The 19,568-nt window shown below is 65.9% G+C and carries 18 protein-coding genes; 15 read left to right on the forward strand and 3 right to left on the reverse strand.

What is annotated here, in order from left to right:
* Window positions 1–2: 2 nt before the first annotated feature.
* The 10 genes from KF737_RS12955 to KF737_RS13000 all read left to right on the forward strand — a co-directional run bounded on the left by KF737_RS12955 (window position 3) and on the right by KF737_RS13000 (window position 13,944).
* Entirely contained in the window at window positions 3–3,224 is a 3,222-nt protein-coding gene (locus tag KF737_RS12955; protein WP_296455248.1) for a CusA/CzcA family heavy metal efflux RND transporter, read from the forward strand.
* Complete coding sequence (locus tag KF737_RS12960) at window positions 3,224–3,826, forward strand: cation transporter (protein ID WP_296455250.1); 603 nt, start codon at window positions 3,224–3,226, stop codon at window positions 3,824–3,826. Before KF737_RS12955 ends, KF737_RS12960 begins: the two co-directional genes overlap by 1 nt.
* Window positions 3,823–4,734: a cation diffusion facilitator family transporter gene (locus KF737_RS12965; protein WP_296455252.1), complete on the forward strand. Its 912-nt coding sequence runs from the start codon at window positions 3,823–3,825 to the stop codon at window positions 4,732–4,734. Before KF737_RS12960 ends, KF737_RS12965 begins: the two co-directional genes overlap by 4 nt.
* A gap of 94 nt (window positions 4,735–4,828) precedes the next feature.
* Window positions 4,829–5,248, forward strand: a complete 420-nt coding sequence (locus KF737_RS12970; RefSeq protein ID WP_367273227.1) for a DUF305 domain-containing protein — start codon at window positions 4,829–4,831, stop codon at window positions 5,246–5,248.
* 4 nt (window positions 5,249–5,252) lie between these two features.
* Window positions 5,253–5,663 carry a hypothetical protein gene (locus KF737_RS12975; protein ID WP_112862346.1) on the forward strand — a complete coding sequence of 137 codons (411 nt, stop codon included), beginning with the start codon at window positions 5,253–5,255 and terminating at the stop codon, window positions 5,661–5,663.
* Complete coding sequence (locus tag KF737_RS12980) at window positions 5,660–6,946, forward strand: acyltransferase (protein WP_296455255.1); 1,287 nt, start codon at window positions 5,660–5,662, stop codon at window positions 6,944–6,946. The genes KF737_RS12975 and KF737_RS12980 overlap by 4 nt, the downstream gene beginning before the upstream one ends.
* A gap of 207 nt (window positions 6,947–7,153) precedes the next feature.
* Window positions 7,154–9,163 carry a ParB/RepB/Spo0J family partition protein gene (locus KF737_RS12985; RefSeq protein WP_201463918.1) on the forward strand — a complete coding sequence of 670 codons (2,010 nt, stop codon included), beginning with the start codon at window positions 7,154–7,156 and terminating at the stop codon, window positions 9,161–9,163.
* Between the two features lie 147 nt (window positions 9,164–9,310).
* Window positions 9,311–10,222, forward strand: a complete 912-nt coding sequence (locus tag KF737_RS12990; protein WP_296455258.1) for a HEPN domain-containing protein — start codon at window positions 9,311–9,313, stop codon at window positions 10,220–10,222.
* 240 nt (window positions 10,223–10,462) lie between these two features.
* Entirely contained in the window at window positions 10,463–11,782 is a 1,320-nt protein-coding gene (locus KF737_RS12995; protein WP_296455261.1) for an SIR2 family protein, read from the forward strand.
* A complete protein-coding gene (locus KF737_RS13000; protein WP_295190460.1) occupies window positions 11,779–13,944 on the forward strand; it encodes an ATP-binding protein in 2,166 nt (721 codons plus the stop codon). The genes KF737_RS12995 and KF737_RS13000 overlap by 4 nt, the downstream gene beginning before the upstream one ends.
* 27 nt (window positions 13,945–13,971) lie before the next feature.
* Here KF737_RS13000 and KF737_RS13005 read toward each other — a convergent pair whose 3' ends face one another.
* Window positions 13,972–14,841, reverse strand: coding sequence for an ImmA/IrrE family metallo-endopeptidase (locus KF737_RS13005; protein WP_295190463.1), 870 nt, complete (start codon window positions 14,839–14,841; stop codon window positions 13,972–13,974).
* Window positions 14,838–15,143: a helix-turn-helix transcriptional regulator gene (locus KF737_RS13010; RefSeq protein WP_295190466.1), complete on the reverse strand. Its 306-nt coding sequence runs from the start codon at window positions 15,141–15,143 to the stop codon at window positions 14,838–14,840. The genes KF737_RS13005 and KF737_RS13010 overlap by 4 nt, the downstream gene beginning before the upstream one ends.
* Before the next feature lie 129 nt (window positions 15,144–15,272).
* Here KF737_RS13010 and KF737_RS13015 point away from each other — a divergent pair, with 129 nt between their 5' ends.
* The 3 genes from KF737_RS13015 (at window position 15,273) to KF737_RS13025 (ending at window position 16,526) form a co-directional block, all read left to right on the forward strand.
* Entirely contained in the window at window positions 15,273–15,494 is a 222-nt protein-coding gene (locus KF737_RS13015; protein ID WP_219896610.1) for a DUF2188 domain-containing protein, read from the forward strand.
* Window positions 15,495–15,549: 55 nt separating this feature from the next.
* Window positions 15,550–15,810 carry a hypothetical protein gene (locus tag KF737_RS13020; protein WP_295190475.1) on the forward strand — a complete coding sequence of 87 codons (261 nt, stop codon included), beginning with the start codon at window positions 15,550–15,552 and terminating at the stop codon, window positions 15,808–15,810.
* Between the two features lie 239 nt (window positions 15,811–16,049).
* The gene (locus tag KF737_RS13025) at window positions 16,050–16,526 is read left to right on the forward strand and encodes a hypothetical protein (RefSeq protein WP_077355194.1); all 477 of its coding nucleotides are present in this window, start codon (window positions 16,050–16,052) and stop codon (window positions 16,524–16,526) included.
* 92 nt (window positions 16,527–16,618) lie between these two features.
* Here the strand turns inward: KF737_RS13025 and KF737_RS13030 are convergent, their stop codons facing one another.
* Window positions 16,619–17,827, reverse strand: a complete 1,209-nt coding sequence (locus KF737_RS13030; protein WP_295190484.1) for a DNA cytosine methyltransferase — start codon at window positions 17,825–17,827, stop codon at window positions 16,619–16,621.
* Window positions 17,828–17,942: 115 nt separating this feature from the next.
* On the opposite strand from KF737_RS13030, the gene KF737_RS13035 reads away from it, so the two are divergent.
* Window positions 17,943–18,521 carry a hypothetical protein gene (locus KF737_RS13035; protein ID WP_295190487.1) on the forward strand — a complete coding sequence of 193 codons (579 nt, stop codon included), beginning with the start codon at window positions 17,943–17,945 and terminating at the stop codon, window positions 18,519–18,521.
* On the forward strand, window positions 18,518–19,480 hold the full coding sequence (locus tag KF737_RS13040) for a DUF4928 family protein (RefSeq protein WP_296455270.1): 963 nt from the start codon (window positions 18,518–18,520) through the stop codon (window positions 19,478–19,480). Before KF737_RS13035 ends, KF737_RS13040 begins: the two co-directional genes overlap by 4 nt.
* The last annotated feature ends 88 nt before the right edge of the window (window positions 19,481–19,568 follow it).

Below are 19,568 nucleotides of genomic sequence, written 5' to 3' on the forward strand. Positions count from 1 at the left end.
GCATGTTCAAATTCATCATCGAACTGTCGGTCAAATTCCGATGGTTCATCGTCCTGGCCACGGCGCTCGTCGCGGCCTACGGCCTCCTCGAACTGACACGGTTGCCGATCGACGCCGTGCCGGACATCACCAACCGCCAGGTGCAGGTGACCACCGTCGCCCCGGCCCTGGCCCCCGAACAGATCGAACGTCAGGTCACCTATCCCATCGAGACCGCCATGGCCGGCATCCCCGGCCTGACCTCGACCCGGTCGCTGAGCCGCAACGGCTTCAGCCAGGTGACCGTCATCTTCACCGACCAGACGGACATCTATTTCGCCCGTCAGCAGGTCGCCGAACGATTGGCGCAGGCGCGCGAGACGATGCCCGAAGGCGTCGAACCGGCGCTGGCGCCCATCACCACCGGCCTGGGCGAGGTGCTGATGTGGACGGTCGATTATAAGCCGTTCAACAGCGCCAACCTGGCCAAGCCGGGCCAGACCGGCTGGCAGGCCGGCGGCGCCTATCTGACGCCTGAAGGCGATCTTCTCACCACCCCGCAACAGCGCGCCACCTATCTGCGGACCGTGCAGGACTGGATCATCGCGCCGCAGATGCGGACGGCGCCCGGCCTGGCCGGCGTCGATACGGTCGGCGGCTATGTGAAGGAATACGCGGTTCGTCCGGACACGGCGCGTCTGTCGGCCTACGGTCTCGGGATGGGCGACCTGATCCAGGCGCTCGACCGGGCCAACACCCAGGCCGGGGCGGGCTATGTGCAGCGTGCGGGCGAGGCCCTGACGGTTCGCACGGACGCCCTGGCCTCGACCGTCGAGGACCTCGCCCAGGCGCCCGTCGTCAATCGAAGCGGCCTCGTGGTCCGCGTCGCCGACGTCGCCACCGTCGAGGTCGGCCAGGCGCCGCGTCTGGGCGGCGCCAGCCGCGACGGACACGAAGCGGTCCTGGGGACCGCCCTGATGATCGCGGGCGGCAACAGCCGCACTGTGGCCCAGGCCGCCGGAGACCGGCTCGAGGAGGTGCAGAAGACCCTGCCCCCCGGCATCGAGGCGGTGACGGTGCTGGACCGGAGCGCCCTGGTGAACTCCACCATCGCCACGGTGGCGCGCAATCTGACCGAAGGCGCGCTGCTGGTTATCGTCGTGCTCTTCCTGCTGCTCGGCAACATCCGGGCGGCGAGCATCACGGCGTTGATGATCCCGATCAGCTTCCTGTTCGCCGTCATCGGGATGAACCGGTTCGGCATTAGCGGCAATCTGATGAGCCTTGGCGCGCTGGACTTCGGTCTGCTCGTCGACGGCGCCGTGGTCGTGGTCGAGAACACCCTGCTGATGCTCAGCCAGAAGCGGGCGGAGGCCGGGCGCATGCTGACCCGGCACGAGCGTCTGGGCGTCGCCGCCGCGGCGGCGCGCCAGATGGTCAAGCCGGCCGCCTTCGGTCAGCTGATCATCCTGCTGGTCTTCACCCCCCTGCTGATGCTGGAAGGGGTCGAGGGGAAGACCTTCATCCCGATGGGCGCCACGGTCATGCTGGCCCTGGTCGGCGCCTTCATCTTCTCCTTCACCTTCGTGCCGGCGATGACGGCGCTCCTGGTGCGGGATCCCAAGACGGTCGAGGTCGACGACCACGGCCACGCCCACGAGCACGAGACCTTCCTGCTGCGCCACGCGCGCCGCTGGATCGCTCCGGCCATCCGCACGGCGGTCGATCGTCCGAAGATCGTTCTGCTCTCCGCGCTCGGCGCCCTGGTCGTCGGCGGCGTCACCTTCACCACCCTCGGTCGGGAGTTCATCCCGACCCTGGACGAGGGCGACATCGCCATGCAGGCGCTGCGGGTTCCGTCGGCGTCGCTCGAGCAGTCGCTCGCCATGCAGATGGCGATCGAGCGGGCGATCAAGGCCCAGCCGGAAGTGGAGACCATGTTCTCGCGGACCGGCACCGCCGAAGCGGCGGTGGACCCCATGCCGCCCAACATCTCCGACAGCGTCATCGTCCTGAAAGATCGCAAGGACTGGCCCAACCCGGGTCTGGAGAAGGAAGAGCTGATCGCCCGTTTCGAGGACGTCGCGTCGCGGCAGATCGGCAACAACTTCGAATTCAGCCAGCCGATCGAACTGCGGTTCAACGAGCTGATCTCCGGGGTGCGGACCGACCTCGCGGTCATGGTCTATGGCGACGACTTCGCCACCATGCAGCGGGTCGCCGACCAGGTGGCCAACGTCCTGCGCCAGACGAACGGGGCGGCGGACGTGCGGGTGGAACAGGCGTCCGGCCTTCCCACCCTGACGATCAGCGTGGACCGCTTCGCCGCGGCCAGTTACGGCCTGTCGGCGGCCGACGTCTCCGAAGCGGTTTCGGCCGCGATCGGCGGCGCCGAGGCGGGCCGCATCTTCGAGGGCGACCGGCGTTTCGATGTCGTGGTCCGTCTCCCCGACGCCGCGCGCAACGACCCGGCGGCGCTCGCGGCCTTGCCGATCGTGTCCTCGACCGGTGTGACCGTGCCCCTGTCCTCGGTCGCGCGCATCCAGAGCGCCGAGGGACCGAACCAGATCAGCCGCAACGACGGCAGCCGACGCATGGTGGTCCAGGCCAATGTGCGCGGACGCGATCTGGGCGGCTTCGTCACCGACGCCCAGAGGTCGGTGGATCAGGTCCAGCTTCCGCCGGGCGTCCGCCTGGACTGGGGCGGTCAGTTCGAAAACCTCAAGCGCGCCGAACAGCGGCTGGGCCTGGTCATTCCGATCGTCTTCGTCCTGATCGGCGTGCTGTTGTTCATGGCGCTGGGCTCCTTCGCCGAGGCGGGTCTCGTGTTCGCCTGCGTGCCGCTCGCCCTGGTGGGCGGGGCGCTGGCGCTGCTTCTGCGGGGCATGCCGTTCTCCGTCTCGGCGGCGGTCGGCTTCATCGCCGTCTCGGGCGTGGCGACGCTGAACGGCCTGGTGCTCATGCAGTCGATCCGCGAGCGGCTCCAGGCGGGACTGCCGCCCCGTGACGCGGCCATCGAGGGCGCGTCCAGCCGCCTGCGGGCGGTGCTCACCACCGCGATGGTGGCCATCGTCGGCTTCATTCCGATGGCCATCGCCCATGGCGCGGGAGCCGAGGTACAGAAGCCGCTGGCGACCGTCGTCATCGGCGGCCTGATCACCGCCACCGCCCTGACCCTGCTGGTCCTCCCGACCTTCGCGGCCAAGGCGGTGCGGCACCGCCAGGACGAGGGGATCGAAGACTGATGGCCCGGACCCAGGATGACCGTCGGCAGCGCCGGACGCTGCTGACGGTTCTCGGCCTCAACGCCGGCCTGGCGGCGGCGCTCGGAATCGGCGGCGTGTCCGCCGATTCCAGCGCCCTGCTGGCCAATGCGCTCGACAACGCCTCGGACGCGGCGGTCTATCTGATCAGCTTTCTGGCCATCGGGCGGACAGGGGGCTGGAAGCGGGGCGCCGCAAGGGTGTCGGGGGTCATGCTGCTGGTCTTCGCCGCCGGCGTCCTCGTCGACGCCGTGCGCCGCGTGATCACCGGGACCGAGCCGATCGGTCCGACCATGATGGCGCTCGCCCTGGTCGCCGCCGTGGTCAATCTGATCTGCCTGCAGCTCATCCGCCGCCAGCACAGCGGCGACGTCAACATGAAGGCGGCCGAGACCTTCAGCTTCAACGACTTCGCGTCCAACGGCGGCATCCTCGTCGCCGGCGGCCTGGTCCTCTGGCTCGACCAGGCCTGGCCCGACCTTGTCGTCGGCATCCTCGTCGCGGCGATCGCGATCAAGGGCGGCGTCGAGATTCTCCGCGACGCCAACGCCGCCTCCGACCACCCACAGGAACGCGCCTCATGACCAGTCACGACCACTCGAACGGCCACGCCCACGACCACACCGCCGGCGCCAACGCCCGGCAACTCGCTATCGCCCTGGCGCTGACCGGAACGTTCCTGGTCGTCGAGGTCATCGGCGGCCTGGTGTTCAACAGCCTCGCCCTGCTGTCGGACGCGGCGCATATGTTCACCGACGCGGCGGCCCTGGCCATCGCCTTGCTGGCGATCAAGATCGGCCAGCGGCCGGCCGACGAGAAGCGCACTTTCGGTTATCGCCGGTTCGAGATCCTGGCGGCGGCGTTCAACGCCGTGCTGCTCTTCGTCGTCGCCGGTTACGTCCTGTATGAGGGGATCAAGCGCATCCTCGATCCCGAGCCCGTCGGCTCGATCGGGATGCTGATCGTCGCCGCCGCCGGCCTGGTGATCAATCTGATTTCCATGCGCATCCTGTCGAGCGGCAAGGATCGCAGTCTCAACGTCAAGGGCGCCTATCTCGAGGTCTGGGCGGACATGCTCGGATCGCTCGGCGTCCTCGTCGCCGCCGTCGTCATCACCGTGACGGACTGGCGCTGGGTCGATCCCATCGTCGCGATCGCCATCGGCCTCTGGGTCCTGCCCCGGACCTGGATACTGCTGCGCGACACCACCCGCATCCTGCTGGAGGGCGCCCCGCGCGGCGTGGCCCTGTCGGATGTGCGGGCCGCCATCCTCGCCACCGCCGGGGTCGCCAGCCTTCACGACCTCCACGTCTGGGTCTCGGGGGCGGATCAGGCGAGCTGCACGGTTCACGTCGTGCTGGTCGAGGGCGCCGACGCCGACGCAGTCCGACAGGCCGTCGGCGACATGCTCGAAGAGCGGTTCGACCTGCATCACACGACCGTCCAGACCGAGCTTGAGCCGTGCGGGGATGCGGGAGGTCTGCACGCATGACCCGAAATGACGAGCCCGCCAGGTCCGGCACCACGATCCCGCCCCTTGTCCAAATCTCGGAGACAAAGCCATGAAACGCACCGGCTGGATCTCGGTGATCGCGGTCTTCCTCGCCGTCGCCGCCTTCGCCTTCGGCATTCTGTCCCGTCGCGGCGCGCCCGACGCCTCGGCCCCGCCGCCGGTCGAGGCGCGAGCGATCGACGCCCACGCCGGTCACGCGGGCGACCCCTCGGATACGCCGTCGACGCGGGCCTATCGGGAGGCCGCTGACCGCATGCACCAGGCGATGAACATCGATTACTCCGGCGACGCTGACATCGACTTTCTGCGCGGCATGATCGCCCACCACGAGGGCGCGATCGCCATGGCCAGGATCGCGGTGGAGGAGGGCGAGGGGGATGACGTGCGCGGTCTCGCGCAGGAGATCATCCGCGCCCAGGAAGCCGAAATCCTGCGGATGCGGATCATGCTGGCGCGGCACGAGGACGCGCCGGCAGTCTCAGAACGGCCCTGACCCGATGGCCGGCAAGCGCTTCACGGTCCGCAGCCGCAGCATCCGCTGGCGCCAAGGGCGCTACAAGGGCCGCCGCGGCTCGAGCCCGCGCCGGCCGCCGAAGCCCCGGCCAGTACTTGATGTCGTAATCGCCGTCGGCGCCAGCCTGATCGCGGCCTTCTTCGTCCTGTGCATGGCCTTCTCCCTGCTCGGCGCCTACGGAACGCCGCTCTACATCGGCTACGGCGTGATGATGAGCCTGGTGACGGGCGGCTGTCTGGTGTTCGGTCCCCGCGACCGAGCCGGATTGATGATCGCCGGCGGGCTCGGCGTGCTTTGCGTCGCCGGAACGCTCATCCTGTACGGGGTGCGGGCGGACGTGCACGACCATCCTCACGCCAACGAACGCCCCGCCGCCACAGGGAAGCGCGAATGACGAGAAGCTCCGACGGGGAAGGTCAGGCCCGCCGCCCCGCGCGCATCGCCCGCGGAGGGTGGCTGGACGTGCTGCGGTTCGCCGCGGGATCGCTGATCATCCTCTACCACTTCCGGGAAGCGGCCCCGCTGCCGCTCGGACAGATCCATCCGGTGTTCGACCGGGGGTTCCTGCTGACCAATTTCTTCATCATCGACTCCGGCTATGTGCTGGCCCGGATCTACGGCGAGCGCCTGGCCTCGGGCGGGATCGACGTCGGGGCCTACGCGCGCCAGCGGCTGCTGCGCGTGTTCCCGGCCCATCTGGCCGTGATCGCCGGTCTCGCGGCCTTGGTCGCGGCCGCCGCTCTGGCCGGGGTCCGACCGAGCAATCCCCAATGGTTCGACTGGAGCCAGCTGCCCGCCCAGGTCTTGCTCGTGCAGGCCTATGGCGTGCCGGGCGGCGTCGGCTGGAACGCGCCGACCTGGACGCTGTCGGCTCTGATCGGCTGCTATCTGCTCCTGCCCTGGATCTGCCGGGCGCTCTGGAGCCGACCCCGGGCCACGGCCGCGATCGCGATCACCCTGCTTCTCGCCGCCGACGTCGCCAGCCGCGTCTGGCTGGGCGATCCGGTCTATCGCCTGCCCCTGCGGTTCGGATTCCTCCGCGCCCTTCCGCTCTTCCTGCTGGGCGTGGCCGCCGCCGTGGTCGGTGCGCGCGTCTACGTGCGTCCGTCCGTGGCGGGCGCCTTGGGACTCGGCGCTTTCGGTGCGCTCGCGCTCGGTCAGGCCGTTGGCCCCTTCGGCCTGGCCTCCCTGCTGCTGATGACGATCATCATCTGGGCGGCTGGAGCCTTGCCCGTGGTGCGCTCGTCGCGCCTGATCGAACACCTCGGCTTGATGTCGTTCGCGATGTTTCTCACCAATGAAGTCGCCCGCATCGTCTGGTTCGGCGTCTTCGACGCCGTCGGACAGTCGGACTGGTCCATCGGGATGCGCTGGGGCGTCTGGGCCGCCGGTCTGGCGGCGGCGTTCATGGGGGCGGCGGCGTTCCGGTATGGGTTCGATCGGCCGGTCCAGGCCCGGTTGAACCCGCCGAGGCCTGCGACGCCTGCGCCGGGGTCAGTGCGGATCGGCCGGTGGCCTGACGCGACCGTGGGTCAAAAGCCCCGTTGCGACGACCTCACACGCGAGGCCCGGTCAGTTCGTTTTCCTCAAGCTGGAGCCTGCGACGCCGCGCCAGAAGGACACGTTGCGGACGTCGCAGAAGGGCTAAGGGCTCCGCCCTCGCGCGGGCCAGGGTGAAGCGGCTGCGCCGCCGGACCGGCCGGTCTCCCCGACCTTCCGCGCCGGCGATCGGCGTCATGACAATCATCAGGGTCAGGCTTGTGCAGGTCGGGCGATCCCCCTCCGGCCGGTCCGCCCTGGCCCTTGCTACCCCGGTCTCGCCGACGGGCAGGGTTTCAGGCGCGCAGTTCGCGTGCCTGCAACCCTTGCCCAAAGGAGGCAGACATGACTGCTCAATCCACCCAAACCGCCCAGACCGAAGCGACCGCGCCGCAGCACGGCGCGGAGGTGATCGTGCCGCTGAACCGGCTCAAGGCCTCGCCGAGGAACGCCCGGAAGACCCCGCACAGCCCGGCGACCATCGAGGCCTTCGCGGCCTCCATCAAGGCCAAGGGGGTGTTGCAGCCGCCCGTGGTCGAGGTCGAGCGGGACGGGGAGGGCGTTCCGACCGGGAACTACTTCGTGACCATCGGCGAAGGTCGCCGTCAGGGGCTCCGGCTGCTGGCCAAGCGCAAGGCGATCAAGCGCACACATCCCGTGCGCTGCATCGTGGACGCCGAGAATGACGCCCACGAAATCAGTCTCGACGAGAACATGACCCGCGAGGCCATGCATCCCGCCGATCAGTTCGAGGCCTTCCAGCGGCTGGCGACGGAGAAGGGCTACGGTCCCGAGGAGATCGGCGCCCGGTTCGGCGTGTCGGCCCATGTCGTGCGCCAGCGACTGCGGCTGGGCGCGGCGGCGCCCGAACTGATGGCGGCCTATCGGGCCGGGGCGCTGGCCTTGGACCAGCTGATGGCCTTCTGCGTCAGTGCGGATCAGGACCGGCAGCGGCAGGTGTTCGAGCAGTTGGGCGAATATCGCCCCGTCCACGCCATTCGCCGGGCCATGACCGAGTCCAAGGTGGCGGTGAGCGACCGGCGCGCCCGTTTCGTCGGCGTGGAGGCCTATGAGGCGGCGGGCGGGGGAATCCTCCGGGATTTGTTCACCGAGGACGGCGGAGGCTGGTTGGAGGACGTGGTCCTGCTGGACCGGCTGGTCGGCGAGAAGCTGACCGGCTTGGCCGACGAGGCGCGCGAGCGGGAAGGCTGGAAGTGGGCCGAGGCGGGTCTGGAGTATCCCGACCTGTCCGCGTTCGGTCGGGTCTATCCGGTCGCCGTCGAACGCTCGGAGGCGGACGCCGCCGAGATCGCGGCCCTGTCCGAGGAGTACGACGGCATCGTTTCGGAGGCGGGCGACGACGGCCTGTCGCCCGAGGCGGACGCGCGGCTGGAGGAGATCGACAAGGCCTTGCAGGCCTTCGGCCCGGACTTCGCCTACGCCCCCGAGGCCAGGGCGCGCGCCGGGGTCATGGTGATGCTCGGTCACGACGGCCTCGCCCGCTTCGAGCGCGGTCTGGTCCGGGCCGAGGACGTGCCCGCCGATCCGCCGTCGCCGTGGTCGGAGGACGAGGCGGCGGACGACGGTGTGGACGGCGCAACGCCGTCGAGTGTGGACGCGCCCGAGGACGAAACGCCTTCGGCCCTGTCGGATCGTCTGCTGATCGACCTGACGGCCCACAAGACCATGGGGCTGCGGGATGCGGTGCAGGCCGATGTGAACGTGGCGCTGGCCACCGTGGTCCACGCCCTCGTCCTGCAGGTCTTCTATTCGGGCTACAGCGTCTGGACGCCCCTGCAGCTTCGGCTGACGACCACGGGGCTGGAGCGGCTGGCGCCGGGGGTGGACGACAGCCCCGCCGGTCGGAGGGTCCGCGACCGGTGCGAGGCGTGGGGTGCGCGCCTTCCCGAGCGTCCGGAAGACCTCTGGGGTGTGGTGGCTGCGCTGGCGCCGTCGGACCAACTGGACCTGATGGCCTGTTGCGCCGGGGTCGGCCTCTACGCCGTGCGCGATCCGCACGACAGACGACCCGGGGCCTTGGCTCAGGCCGAGACGCTGGCGACGGCGGTCGGTCTGGATATGGCTGGGACGTGGACGGCGACAGCGGCCAGCTACTTCACCCGTGTCGCCAAACCCAAGGTGCTGGAGGCGGTGACGGAGGCGGCGGGCGCCCAAGAGGCCGCGCGGATCGCCGGCTTCAAGAAGGCGGACATGGCCGAGGCCGCAGAGCGTCTGATCGAGGGCAAGGGGTGGTTGCCCGCGCCGCTGCGGACGGTGTCGGACGCAGCGGAGCCGGAAGAGCGGGGGGCCGAAACGCCCCGCGACGACGACGCCTATTCGTTCGCCGCCGAATAGCGCCGCTGGAGACAAAAACGGGCCGCGCGCCCTTTGGGGGCGCGCGGCTTTTTCGTTTGGCGAAATCAGGCATGACGTCAAGGCTAAGGTCGACAGAAAGGCCGTTTCAGCCTTGCCGTGTGCGGCCGTATCGCGGAGACTCCGGCCATGAAGACGAGCCTTGATCATCTGCCGCCGCGCAAGCAGGCCGAACTCCGCCAGGTGGTCGAGACTGTGCGCGCGGCTTTCGAGGAGGCGACCGCCACCCGGCGCGCTGATCGGCTCAAGCACGGCAAGATCCTCAAGATCATTCTCTATGGCAGCTATGCGCGCGGCGACTGGGTGCACGACCCGGTCGGACGGTATTTTTCGGACTTCGATCTACTGTTCGTCGTCGATCATGAAGACCTCACCGACCGCGAATTCTGGCACGAGGCCGAGAACCGGACGATGCCCATCGGTCCGGACATTCGCACCCCCGTCAGCTTGATCGTCCATTCGCTCGACGACGTGAACGACCAGCTGGACCGTGGGCGGTACTTCTTCGCCGACATCGTGCGCGAAGGCGTGGTGGTCTACGATACCCCGGCGGGCAAGCTGCACAAGCCGGCCGATTTGAGAGCGCGTCTCGCGCTGGAGGAAGCGCAGCGACACTACGAGAAGTGGATGGCGAGCTCGGCAGAGTTTCAGGCTGGTGCTCGCTTCTATATCCAACGTGAAAGCGCCAACCTGGCTGCCTTCTCCTTGCATCAAGCGTCAGAGCATCTCTACCACTGCGTCTTGCTCGTCACGACGCTGTACAGCGGCAAGGCTCATAACCTCGCCTTCCTCCGGAAAAAGGCCGAGGGCATCGACACCCGGCTCGCCGACGCGTGGCCCCGTGAAACCAAGTTCGAACGCCGCTGCTTCGAGCTTCTCCGTGAGGCCTATGTGAAGGCGCGCTACTCCGAGCACTTCAAGATCACTGCCGAGGAGCTCGCATGGTTGGCCGAGCGGGTCGATGTGCTTCGCGGCCTGACGGCGACCATTTGCACCGAACGGCTGGAAGATCTCCGTAGGCAAGCTGAAGCCGAAGGCTAACGAGTCGCCGACACGACTGCTGCTGACTCATGTCGGACTTTGGGAGCGTCCGCTGACGGCATCCAACTACGGATCTGAAGATCGGACGTTCCAATCGTTTCGAGCGCGACGCAAGTCGGGTCGGTTCGACTCCAACCGCCCGCACCAATAGCGACTGACCTTGAGTCTCGCACACTTTACCGTTCAACTTGTCGTAGAGGGCCCGAACCTCCAACGTCGGGAAATCCAGGAGGTTAGGCGATGGATTGGAAACCGCATTGTTACAGGGCCGGCTCGCACCTCGAGGCCGTCGACGATCTGCCTGCGGGTGAAGATCTTGAGAAGTTCATTGAGCGGTCCCGACGCTATATCGAACCTTGGTTGTCGGCCGTCTTCCAAGCCGAGCATCTAAATCTGATGCTGGGCAGTGGGTTCACATCAGCGGTCGCTTTTGCCGCTGGCGGCCGAGCGGCTGACATGGGCCAGATCGCCTTCGGTAGCGCCTATGATGCAAGCATCAATCGGCACGCTGAGACCACGGCTCAATCAATGGGGCGAGGGGCTGCAAACATCGAAGATCAGTTCCGTAGCGCGCTCGCCGTTCTTGAGGGGCTGACAGTCACAGACGCGGCTGCTGCAGCGGCCTTCAAAAGGCAGATTGATGCCAAGATGTTGGAGTTCCTGCGCAGCATTCTGGCGACGGAACGGGCCATATCAGGGGCCAACGAAGATGGTCGGTTGAAAGCTGAAAGCCTCCTCCAATCCTTCCTCTTGAGCTTTGCCAGTCGTTCGGCGTCCCGCGAGCGCCTGCACGTCTTCACGACGAATTACGAGCGGCTGATCGAGCACGGCTGCGATCTCGCCGGTCTTCGGATCGTCGATCGTTTCGTTGGTGCGCTCAATCCGCTTTTCCGATCATCGCGGGTCGAACTGGATATGCACTACAACCCGCCGGGAATTCGAGGCGAGCCTCGGTTCATGGAAGGCGTCGTGCGGGTGTCGAAACTGCACGGGTCGATCGACTGGCAGTTCGATAAGGCGTCGAAAGTGATCCGGCGAGTCGGCATTCCTTTTGGTGCTGCCGACAACCACACGGACATTCCGCAAAGTCCAATCGATACGGTGATGATCTATCCCAACCCTGCAAAGGACGTGGAAACCACCGCTTACCCTTACGCCGAGATTTTCCGCGATATGGCGGCAGCCGTCTGTCGCCCCAACGCCGTGGTCGTCACCTACGGCTACGGGTTCGGAGACGATCATATCAATCGCGTGTTGCTCGACATGCTCTCGATCCCGTCCACGCACATCGTCATCATCAGCTATGGCGTCGATGATCGGCTAAAGAACTTCTGCAAGAAGGTCCGGACGGCCCAAGTCTCGCTTCTTTGCGGATCGCATTTCGGCAGCCTCGAAAATCTCGTCGAGCATTATTTGCCGAAGCCGGCGCTCGACTACATCACCGGCCGCCTGTCTGACATCCTTCGACGGCGGCCAGATATCGCTCCAGTCCGCGAAGCCGCGGTCGACCAACCTGCACCGGACATTGCTGTCGGTGGCGGAGAAGGAGCGCAGGGATGACCAGCGCCATCGAACGCCTTGCTGAACTCGTCATCGGTTCAGTCGAGTCGGTTGCGCCTGGTGAGATACGGATCCAGCTCGAGCTTGAGGCTCCGCACACGACAGCCCTCAACACGGGTACGCCGTCGTCGTTTCCGAGACTCAACAGCTATGTCGTCATCCCGAATGAAGCCGGCGCGACCGTCGCCTACGTTCACTGGATCGGGATCGAGCGTTCTCCGTACCCGAAACGGGCTGGCCTCAAAGACTTCGGCCTCATCGACCTTCCCTTCCCGCTGAGAAAGATGTGGGTGGCGCCCGTTGGCACTCTTCGGTCTCGCCGTGACAGCGCATCCGGTACGGTAAAGTACGAATTGTCGCGAGGGGTAAGCGCCTTCCCTTCTGTCGGCGACCAAGTTCTGATTCCGACGCCCGAACAGATCGACGCGATTGTCGGCGGAAAGGATTCGGAGAAACGCGTCCGGATTGGCGCATCACCGCTCGCGGCCGACGCAGCGATCAAGGTCGATCCAGACAAGCTTTTTGGGCGGCACCTCGCCGTCTTGGGAAACACCGGTAGTGGAAAATCGTGCAGCGTTGCGGGCCTCATTCGCTGGTCACTGGAGGCAAGTAAGCGAGAGATTGGAGGCGAGAATCCTACGCCGAATGCGCGCTTCATCGTCCTGGATCCGAACGGAGAGTATTCCAAGGCCTTCGACGATCTAGGTGGGCAAACACGTGTCTTCCGTGTCCCCCCGGTAGCCGACGATGTTCGACCGCTAGACGTTCCGGCGTGGCTTTGGAGCGGCCACGAATGGACGGCCGTAGCCCATGCGCAGCCTGGTGCTCAGCGCCCACTTCTGATGCAGGGGCTTCGTGAGCTGAAAGGCGGGAATATTCATGGCGTGCCAAGGGAGGCCATCGTTCGACGATACCTTGGATCGTATGTCATCCGGATCGTGGCGCTTCTGAATCAAGGCGCTCCGGCGTTCAGCGGTAGCGTGCCAGCTCGTTTTTCTGCGGCCCGACTCCTTGAAGGAATACGAGACGACACACTGGCGTTCGTAGATGATATGGACGTCGCCTATCACGACGCACTGCGCGAGATTTCAGTCGCGGCAAGCCAGGTTCTAGACGACCGTAGCTCCGGCAATGGCTATTTCAATGACTTCAGCTTCGATGACCTTGAAGGCGTGCGCGATCAAATCCAGGCGCTAATTCGCGACCTTCCGGAAGCCGTCGAACTCATGGGCACGAGCGAGGATTCCCCTACCTATTTCGACGTGAACCAGCTGCCTGCACATCTTGAGCAGATCGCCACCGAACAAGGAGGCAATCTTGCGGCGTTCATCTCGACGCTGGGCCTTCGGATCAAGAGCATGCTCGCGGACCAAAGGCTCGGCCCTGTCATCTCCCGTGACCCGCCCACAACCTTTGAGAATTGGCTGAAAGACTATGTGGGCGACGATGGCGCTAGCAACGGACCGCTTGCGGTCATTGACCTTTCGCTTGTGCCCGCCGAAGTCGTTCATATCGTCGTCGCCGTCACGGCTCGGCTGATCTTCGAGGCGCTCCAACGATATCGACGCGCCCACCCCGAAGGGAAGCCGCTGCCGACGGTGCTGGTACTTGAAGAGGCTCATTCGTTTATCAAGAAGGGCGGCGATATCGATGCCTTGTCACCGAGTCACCTTTGTCGAGAGACGTTCGAGCGCATCGCTAGGGAAGGCCGAAAGTTCGGATTAGGTCTCGTGCTATCCTCGCAGCGGCCATCCGAGTTATCTCCGACGGTGCTGGCTCAATGCAATACGTTTCTTCTGCATCGCCTCGTCAACGACGCAGACCAAGGCCTCGTGTCTAAGCTCGTGCCCGACAATGTCGGGGGGCTTCTCAAGGAATTGCCGAGCCTGCCTTCTCGACAAGCTATCCTTCTTGGGTGGGCGACGCCGATTCCGATCCTCGTTGAAATCGATGAGCTGCCGGATGCGCACCAGCCGCAATCGAAAGACCCCGATTTCTGGGATGTCTGGACACAGAAATCGCCGCGCGATTTGAATTGGCAGGACGTCATCGCTGAATGGATGCCTGCGCATCCTGGCGCTGAACCCCCAATCGCTGACGGGGGGGATGGTCCCGCCGAGCCTGACGCGCCAGATCCCCTGCTCAATATCTTAGGCGATTGATCGAGTCCCTCCGACGCCGCACAGGGACTAGAATCGTGGGCTCCAGCGCGCCAAGACGTCGTCTTCCTCTTCGTCCTCGTCGTCGGTCGGGCCGTCGGCCAAGAGCAGCATGGTCACCGCGTGCCCGTTTGCCTGCCGAAGGACCTGTTCAAGGACACGGGGCGACGGACGCCCCCACTCATGCTGAAGCCAGATCGTCCCATCCATCTCGATCCAGTCGGACGGAGCCGCAGTGCCGGCGTTCGGCCTGACCTTTGTGACGCAGTCTGAGGGAAGGCGACTTTTTCGCTCCACGGCCAAACGCGGGAAACTCACATGCGAACGGGCGTACCGGACCACGCCGTCGTAGGAGAAGACGACAGCGCATGGGGTCGAGGTCAGCTCGACAAACCGGTTCGCGGCCGCTTCCAAGCTGACGTCGTAGGACCTTGCCAGCTTGCGGAGATGGCCGACCTCCGGGAGGCCAAGTCGGTCCGCGTCGCGCTCAAACCAGGGCTTCGGCATGAGAATGCCCGCCGCGAAACGATTTGCTTCGGCCTCCCGCCGTTGCGCGGGTGTCGAGAACCCGCGCTCGCTAAGATGCGCTTGGGTGCACCGCTGGTTCCCGACGTGGGTGGGGATCAGGAAATGTCCCAACTCATGACCGATGGTGAAGCGCCGACGGCCGCCGGGCACGCCCGGCCTGCAGAGAATTATGCCTTGGCTCTTGTCAGGATCGGTCAGCAAGGCCCCCTCGAAGGAGGTCGTGTCCAGATCCCTGATCTCAAGAATATTCACGGCCACCGCGAGCGCCTCGATCGGAACAGGCGGCGTCCAGTCAGGGTGATGCCTCAGGATCGTCTGGATCAGCCGCTCGGGAGAGCCGCAGTCCGCCAAATCCATGAGGAGCTCGCTCACGACTTCTTCAACGCCTCGGCCATGGCGCGAACGGCCGCCCAAGCCTTGTCGTCCAGCTTGCCGTCAAACTCCCGATAGAACTGGAGGGCCGGTGCCTCTTCCGAAGGCTCGCTCTCGTCCGACAGGAACGCCACCGTCACCTTGTAATGGTCCGCGAGCCCCCGGAGCAGGTCTAGGCTCGGATTGGTGCTGTCGCCGCGTTCGAGTTGCCAGATGTGAGCCTTGGATACGCCGACGCCGTCGGCGACCTGCTGAAGCGATTGCCCGCTTTTGACTCGCAGGTCCTTGAGCTTGGTGGCCAAAGACATTCGGTCCCTCGGAAACGCTGTACAGATGAATCATACGCGTCGGAAGACGGGGTTGACAAGCGCCACCGCCGTAAACTATATCATACGCCACGTTCATCGAGAGCGAGAAAGGAGGTGAAGGAAATGGGCAAGAACCAACACGTCGTTCCCCACGCCAATGGCTGGGCCGTCCGTGGCGCGGGCAATGCGCGCGCAACCACGGTGCATCCGACGCAGGCCGAAGCGATCTCTCAGGCCCGAGGAATCGCTCAAAATCAGCAGAGCGAACTGCTGATCCACGGTCGCAACGGTCAGATCCGCGAGCGCGACAGCTTCGGAAACGATCCCTACCCGCCGAAAGGCTGAACCTCGAAAGGCCGCGTCATCCGTGACGCGGCCTTTCGGTCATCAGGAGGTATCCATGCGCTTTGAAGGCGCCATCGTTCGCGAACAGGGGATCGTCTTCGCCATCGTCGTGGTGAAGCGGCACATCCTCGACAACAACGCAGAAGCCAACCGGGTAGCGCGCAGCTTCCAACCGGCCTTCCCCGGCATGCCCGTGGTGCTGATGGCTCAGAACCATCGGGGCGCAGCCACCTATTTCGGGCGGCCCGACATCGCGCGTTTTCTGGCCCGCGTCCCCCTCAGCGCCATTCCCTGGCGCGAGTACACCCTGAACTGAGGTCTCCATGATCAAGCCCCGTCGAATCCGCCCGCCCCGTCCGCCCAAGCCCGTCGATCGTCTGCAGAACATGCGGACGATCCGCCCCTTGGGGAAAACCAAATGGGTCCGCGCCCACTGGCGCTGGGACTACGATCGTCACGCCTGGGAGTGGGTGCTCGGGCACTGGTCGAAGTAGGGCGTGAGCCCGTCCGCATGCCGCCGAAGCGGGATGCGCGACCGTCAACGGAGACGCGGAAATGGACGGCCACAACTTCGAGAGACTGAAGGCCCACATCCTGCCGCTGTCGCTCTCCCACGATTTCGACGTCGCCCGGCGAGAGTGGGGGCTCGTCGCGGTGGAGATTAGCGACGAGTGGGACCAGTGTCCGTGCGGCCAAGACATCAAGGAGCATTGTTATATCCGCAATCGGATGACCGGCCGCGAGACCTATGTCGGCAACGTCTGTATCAACCGCTTCATCCAGATCGACACCGGCAATCTGTTCGACGGCCTGAAGCGGATCGCAAAGGATCCGACGGCCAATGCGAACAACGATCTGATCGAGCATGCGATGCGCATGGGATATCTTTACGGCGAGAAAGAATACACCTTCCTCAAACAGACCGTGCGCAAGCGTATTCTGTCGGAGAAGCAGCTGGCCTGGAAAGTGAAGATCAACCGACGCATCGTCGCCCAGACCGTCGTCGTAAAACGCACAGCCCGGTCAAGCTAGCGTCTTGGACACGCCACCGCTTCCGCTTCTGGCGCGTTCAGGAATACGGTGGCTGTTGTGGGTTGCGCATACCCGCGTGGCGCAGTTTGCCCCTACTCAGCCGCGATCATCGCCGGTGCGCCGTCATCCCAAGCAAGAACGGGCTCTATCAAACTGCGGGCCAGGTGGGTGACGACGGGGGCGACGACGCCGTCACCGGCGACGTGGTAGGCGTCGTTGTAGCGGGCCGGCAGGACGTAATCGTCGTCCAACCCCATCAGCCGGGCGGCTTCGCGGCCGGACAGCAGTCGTGAACGGACCCGGTCGCCTTCGACCACCAAGATGATCTGGCGGGAGCTGCCGCCGGCAGGGGTGCGCAGGCAGCCGGCCACCTCGTCGAAGCGCACCTCGGCGCGCTGGACCTTGCGGCCTTGGGCATCCGGACGGGTGCGGCGGTAAACCCCCCCCACCACGCGCCGGCCCTGAGTCTGAGCGGTCTTCACCTTGGCGCGGTTGAGCGGGCTCATCATGGCCAGCAGCTTCCGCGTCTCGGCGGGTGTGTGCCAGGACACGTCGGCCGGTTCTTCTTCGATCTGGTCGGAGAAGAGCGGCGGGGCTTCCGTAGGAACGGGCAAGGCCCACCAAACATGGTGCTGGCGCACCGCTTCGGGCAGGCCGTCGACGGCGGCTTGCAACCGGGCCGGCGTCCAGGCCGCCTCGGGCGTCTGGCTGATGGTGCCGTCGGGCAGGGCGACGGTCTCGTCGACAGCGACGATGAACAGGCGCGGACGCGATTGGGCGACGAACCGGCGTGCGTCGATGACCATGGCACCGAACCGGTAGCCGGCCTCGGTGATGGCCTCGCAGATAGCGGCGAAGTCCCGGCCCTGGTTGGAGGTCAGGGCACCATAGACGTTCTCCAGGATCAGGGTGCGCGGCGCGCGACCCTCGGCCTTGAGCGCCGTGATCAGCGACCAGAACGGCCAGAACGAGCCCGAGCGGGTGTGTTCGTTGTCGTTGCGCGCGCCCAGGCCCTTGTTGAGCCCGGCCAGGGACAGGTCCTGACAGGGGAAGGAGCCCCAGACGAGATCGGCGCGGCCGGGCAGCTGGGTCGGTTTGACCTTGGCGACGTCGCCGCAGACCAGGTGGTCGTCACCCCAGTTGGCGGCGTAGATCGCCGCCTTCATCGGGTCGAAATCGTTGGCGAAATCGCAGCGCCAGCCCTTGAGGCCGGCTCGCGCCATGCCGCCGCCGGCGAAGAACTCGAAGAAGACGCGCTGCGCGCCTTGCGATCCGGGCGCAGGGAACGGGCTGACGGTCATGGCTCACCCTCCGAATCGGCGCACATCTTCTTTCTAGTTCCACTTATGTTCCGTTAACGTCAATGCTGAAAAAGGCGAATCGGTGGACAAGGTTGCACGCTAGGCGAGCGCTGGAATGAAGACCTTCGACCTTGAGACGCCCGCCGCGCCCGATCCGGGGCGGCTCCGATGGCCCCGGCGCTGGGAAGTGTCGGGCGACGAGGCCGCGCCGGCGGGCAATCAGCATTATCAGGACCTCACCGCCGCCAGCTGGGCGGACGTCTTCCGCGTGCTGGAGGTGGAGGCGGCCCTGGTGCGCCGGCTCGAAGACGCCCTCGACCCCAGCGGCGAGGCAAGCCGGGTCGAGGCCGAGCTGGACGGCCAGCGCGACGATGATGACGAAACCCCGTTGCGGGGGCTCGACCTGGGCGTCGCCTCTGCCGTGCTGGTCCTGGCCGCCGCCGGCGCGGTTCCCGTCGCCAGCTGCAACGGCGGCGCGTTTGGCGGAGTCCATATGGGCGCCAACCCCTATGTGGCCTGCTACATCCGTCCGAGGCGGTTCCTGACGGTGTCCGGATGGGCGGTCCGCGCCGGGCTTCTGCAAATCGTGACCGAGGATGGTGTTCTGGTGCTTCACGCCCGTCAGGTGAAAGACTTCCTCCGCTTTGCGGAACTGGCCCTGACCGATCAGGCCCTGCCGGTAGATCGCGCATGATCGATGATGAGTTGACGCCTTCGGCCCTGAGCGCTGAGGCCCAAGCAGACCTGGAGGCGTTGGTCGATGGCGGCCGTTTCGCCACGACCGGGCCGCTGGCGATCGCCCTGGTCGTGGTGGATCGCGCCAGGGGGCGGGGCCTGCCGCTGGACCCGGTCGACTTTAGGGCCGCCAACAGCGCCCAGGTCGCCGGAGCCGGCGGGGCGGCGGCCAACCGGATCCTCAGGCGTCATGGCGTCAACAACAGCCTGGGCAGCGAGGGCGGGCGGACGAGCCGCGGCAGTATCGACCGGATGGAGGAGCTGGTCGCCCTGCTCAACCGTCGTCACGCGGCGGGGGATCTCGATCTCGATGCGGTGGAAGCCTTCTGGGTGCAAAAGGCGCGGGACTATTTCAACACCACCCCGATCGCGTTCCGGGCCGATCCGGCCTTGAGCCTGCGGATGGCCTTGCGCGAGCTGCTTGCCCAAGCCGAGCTACGGCAGAAGTCCATGGGCGGGGTCATGATCGTCGGCGCGGTCATGCAGCACATCGTGGGCGCGGCCCTGGAGCTGTCGCTGGGGGAGGGGCGCGTGGCCCATCACGGCTCCAACCAGAATGACGCCAAGGGCAGGGGCGGAGATTTCGAGCTCGGAGACGCGGTGCTGCATGTCACCAATGCCCCCACCGCCCAGCTGATCGGCAAATGTCGCGCGAACCTGGATGCCGGGACGCGGCCCGTCATCATCACCAATCCCAAGCCCTTGATCGCGGCGGAGGTTCTCGCGGACGCAGAAGGGCTTGGCAGTCGGATCGAGTTTGTGGACTTCGAACAGTTCGTTTGCGTGCAACTTTACAGCCTCGGTGGCTTCAAAGCTTTAGATGTTCGAGGCCAGCTAACGCGGCTGATCGAGATCTACAACGCGATCATCGATCAGGTTGAGCCCAGTCCCAGCCTTCGTGTCGCGCTGGGCGGGTGATAAAACCCACACGCCTCACCCTTTGGCCTGATGGTTCAACCCAATCGGCGTCGGGCAATTCGGCCACAGCCAAATTGCGATCAGAATG

The organism is Phenylobacterium sp. (assembly GCF_019636135.1).
Lineage (GTDB): Bacteria > Pseudomonadota > Alphaproteobacteria > Caulobacterales > Caulobacteraceae > Phenylobacterium.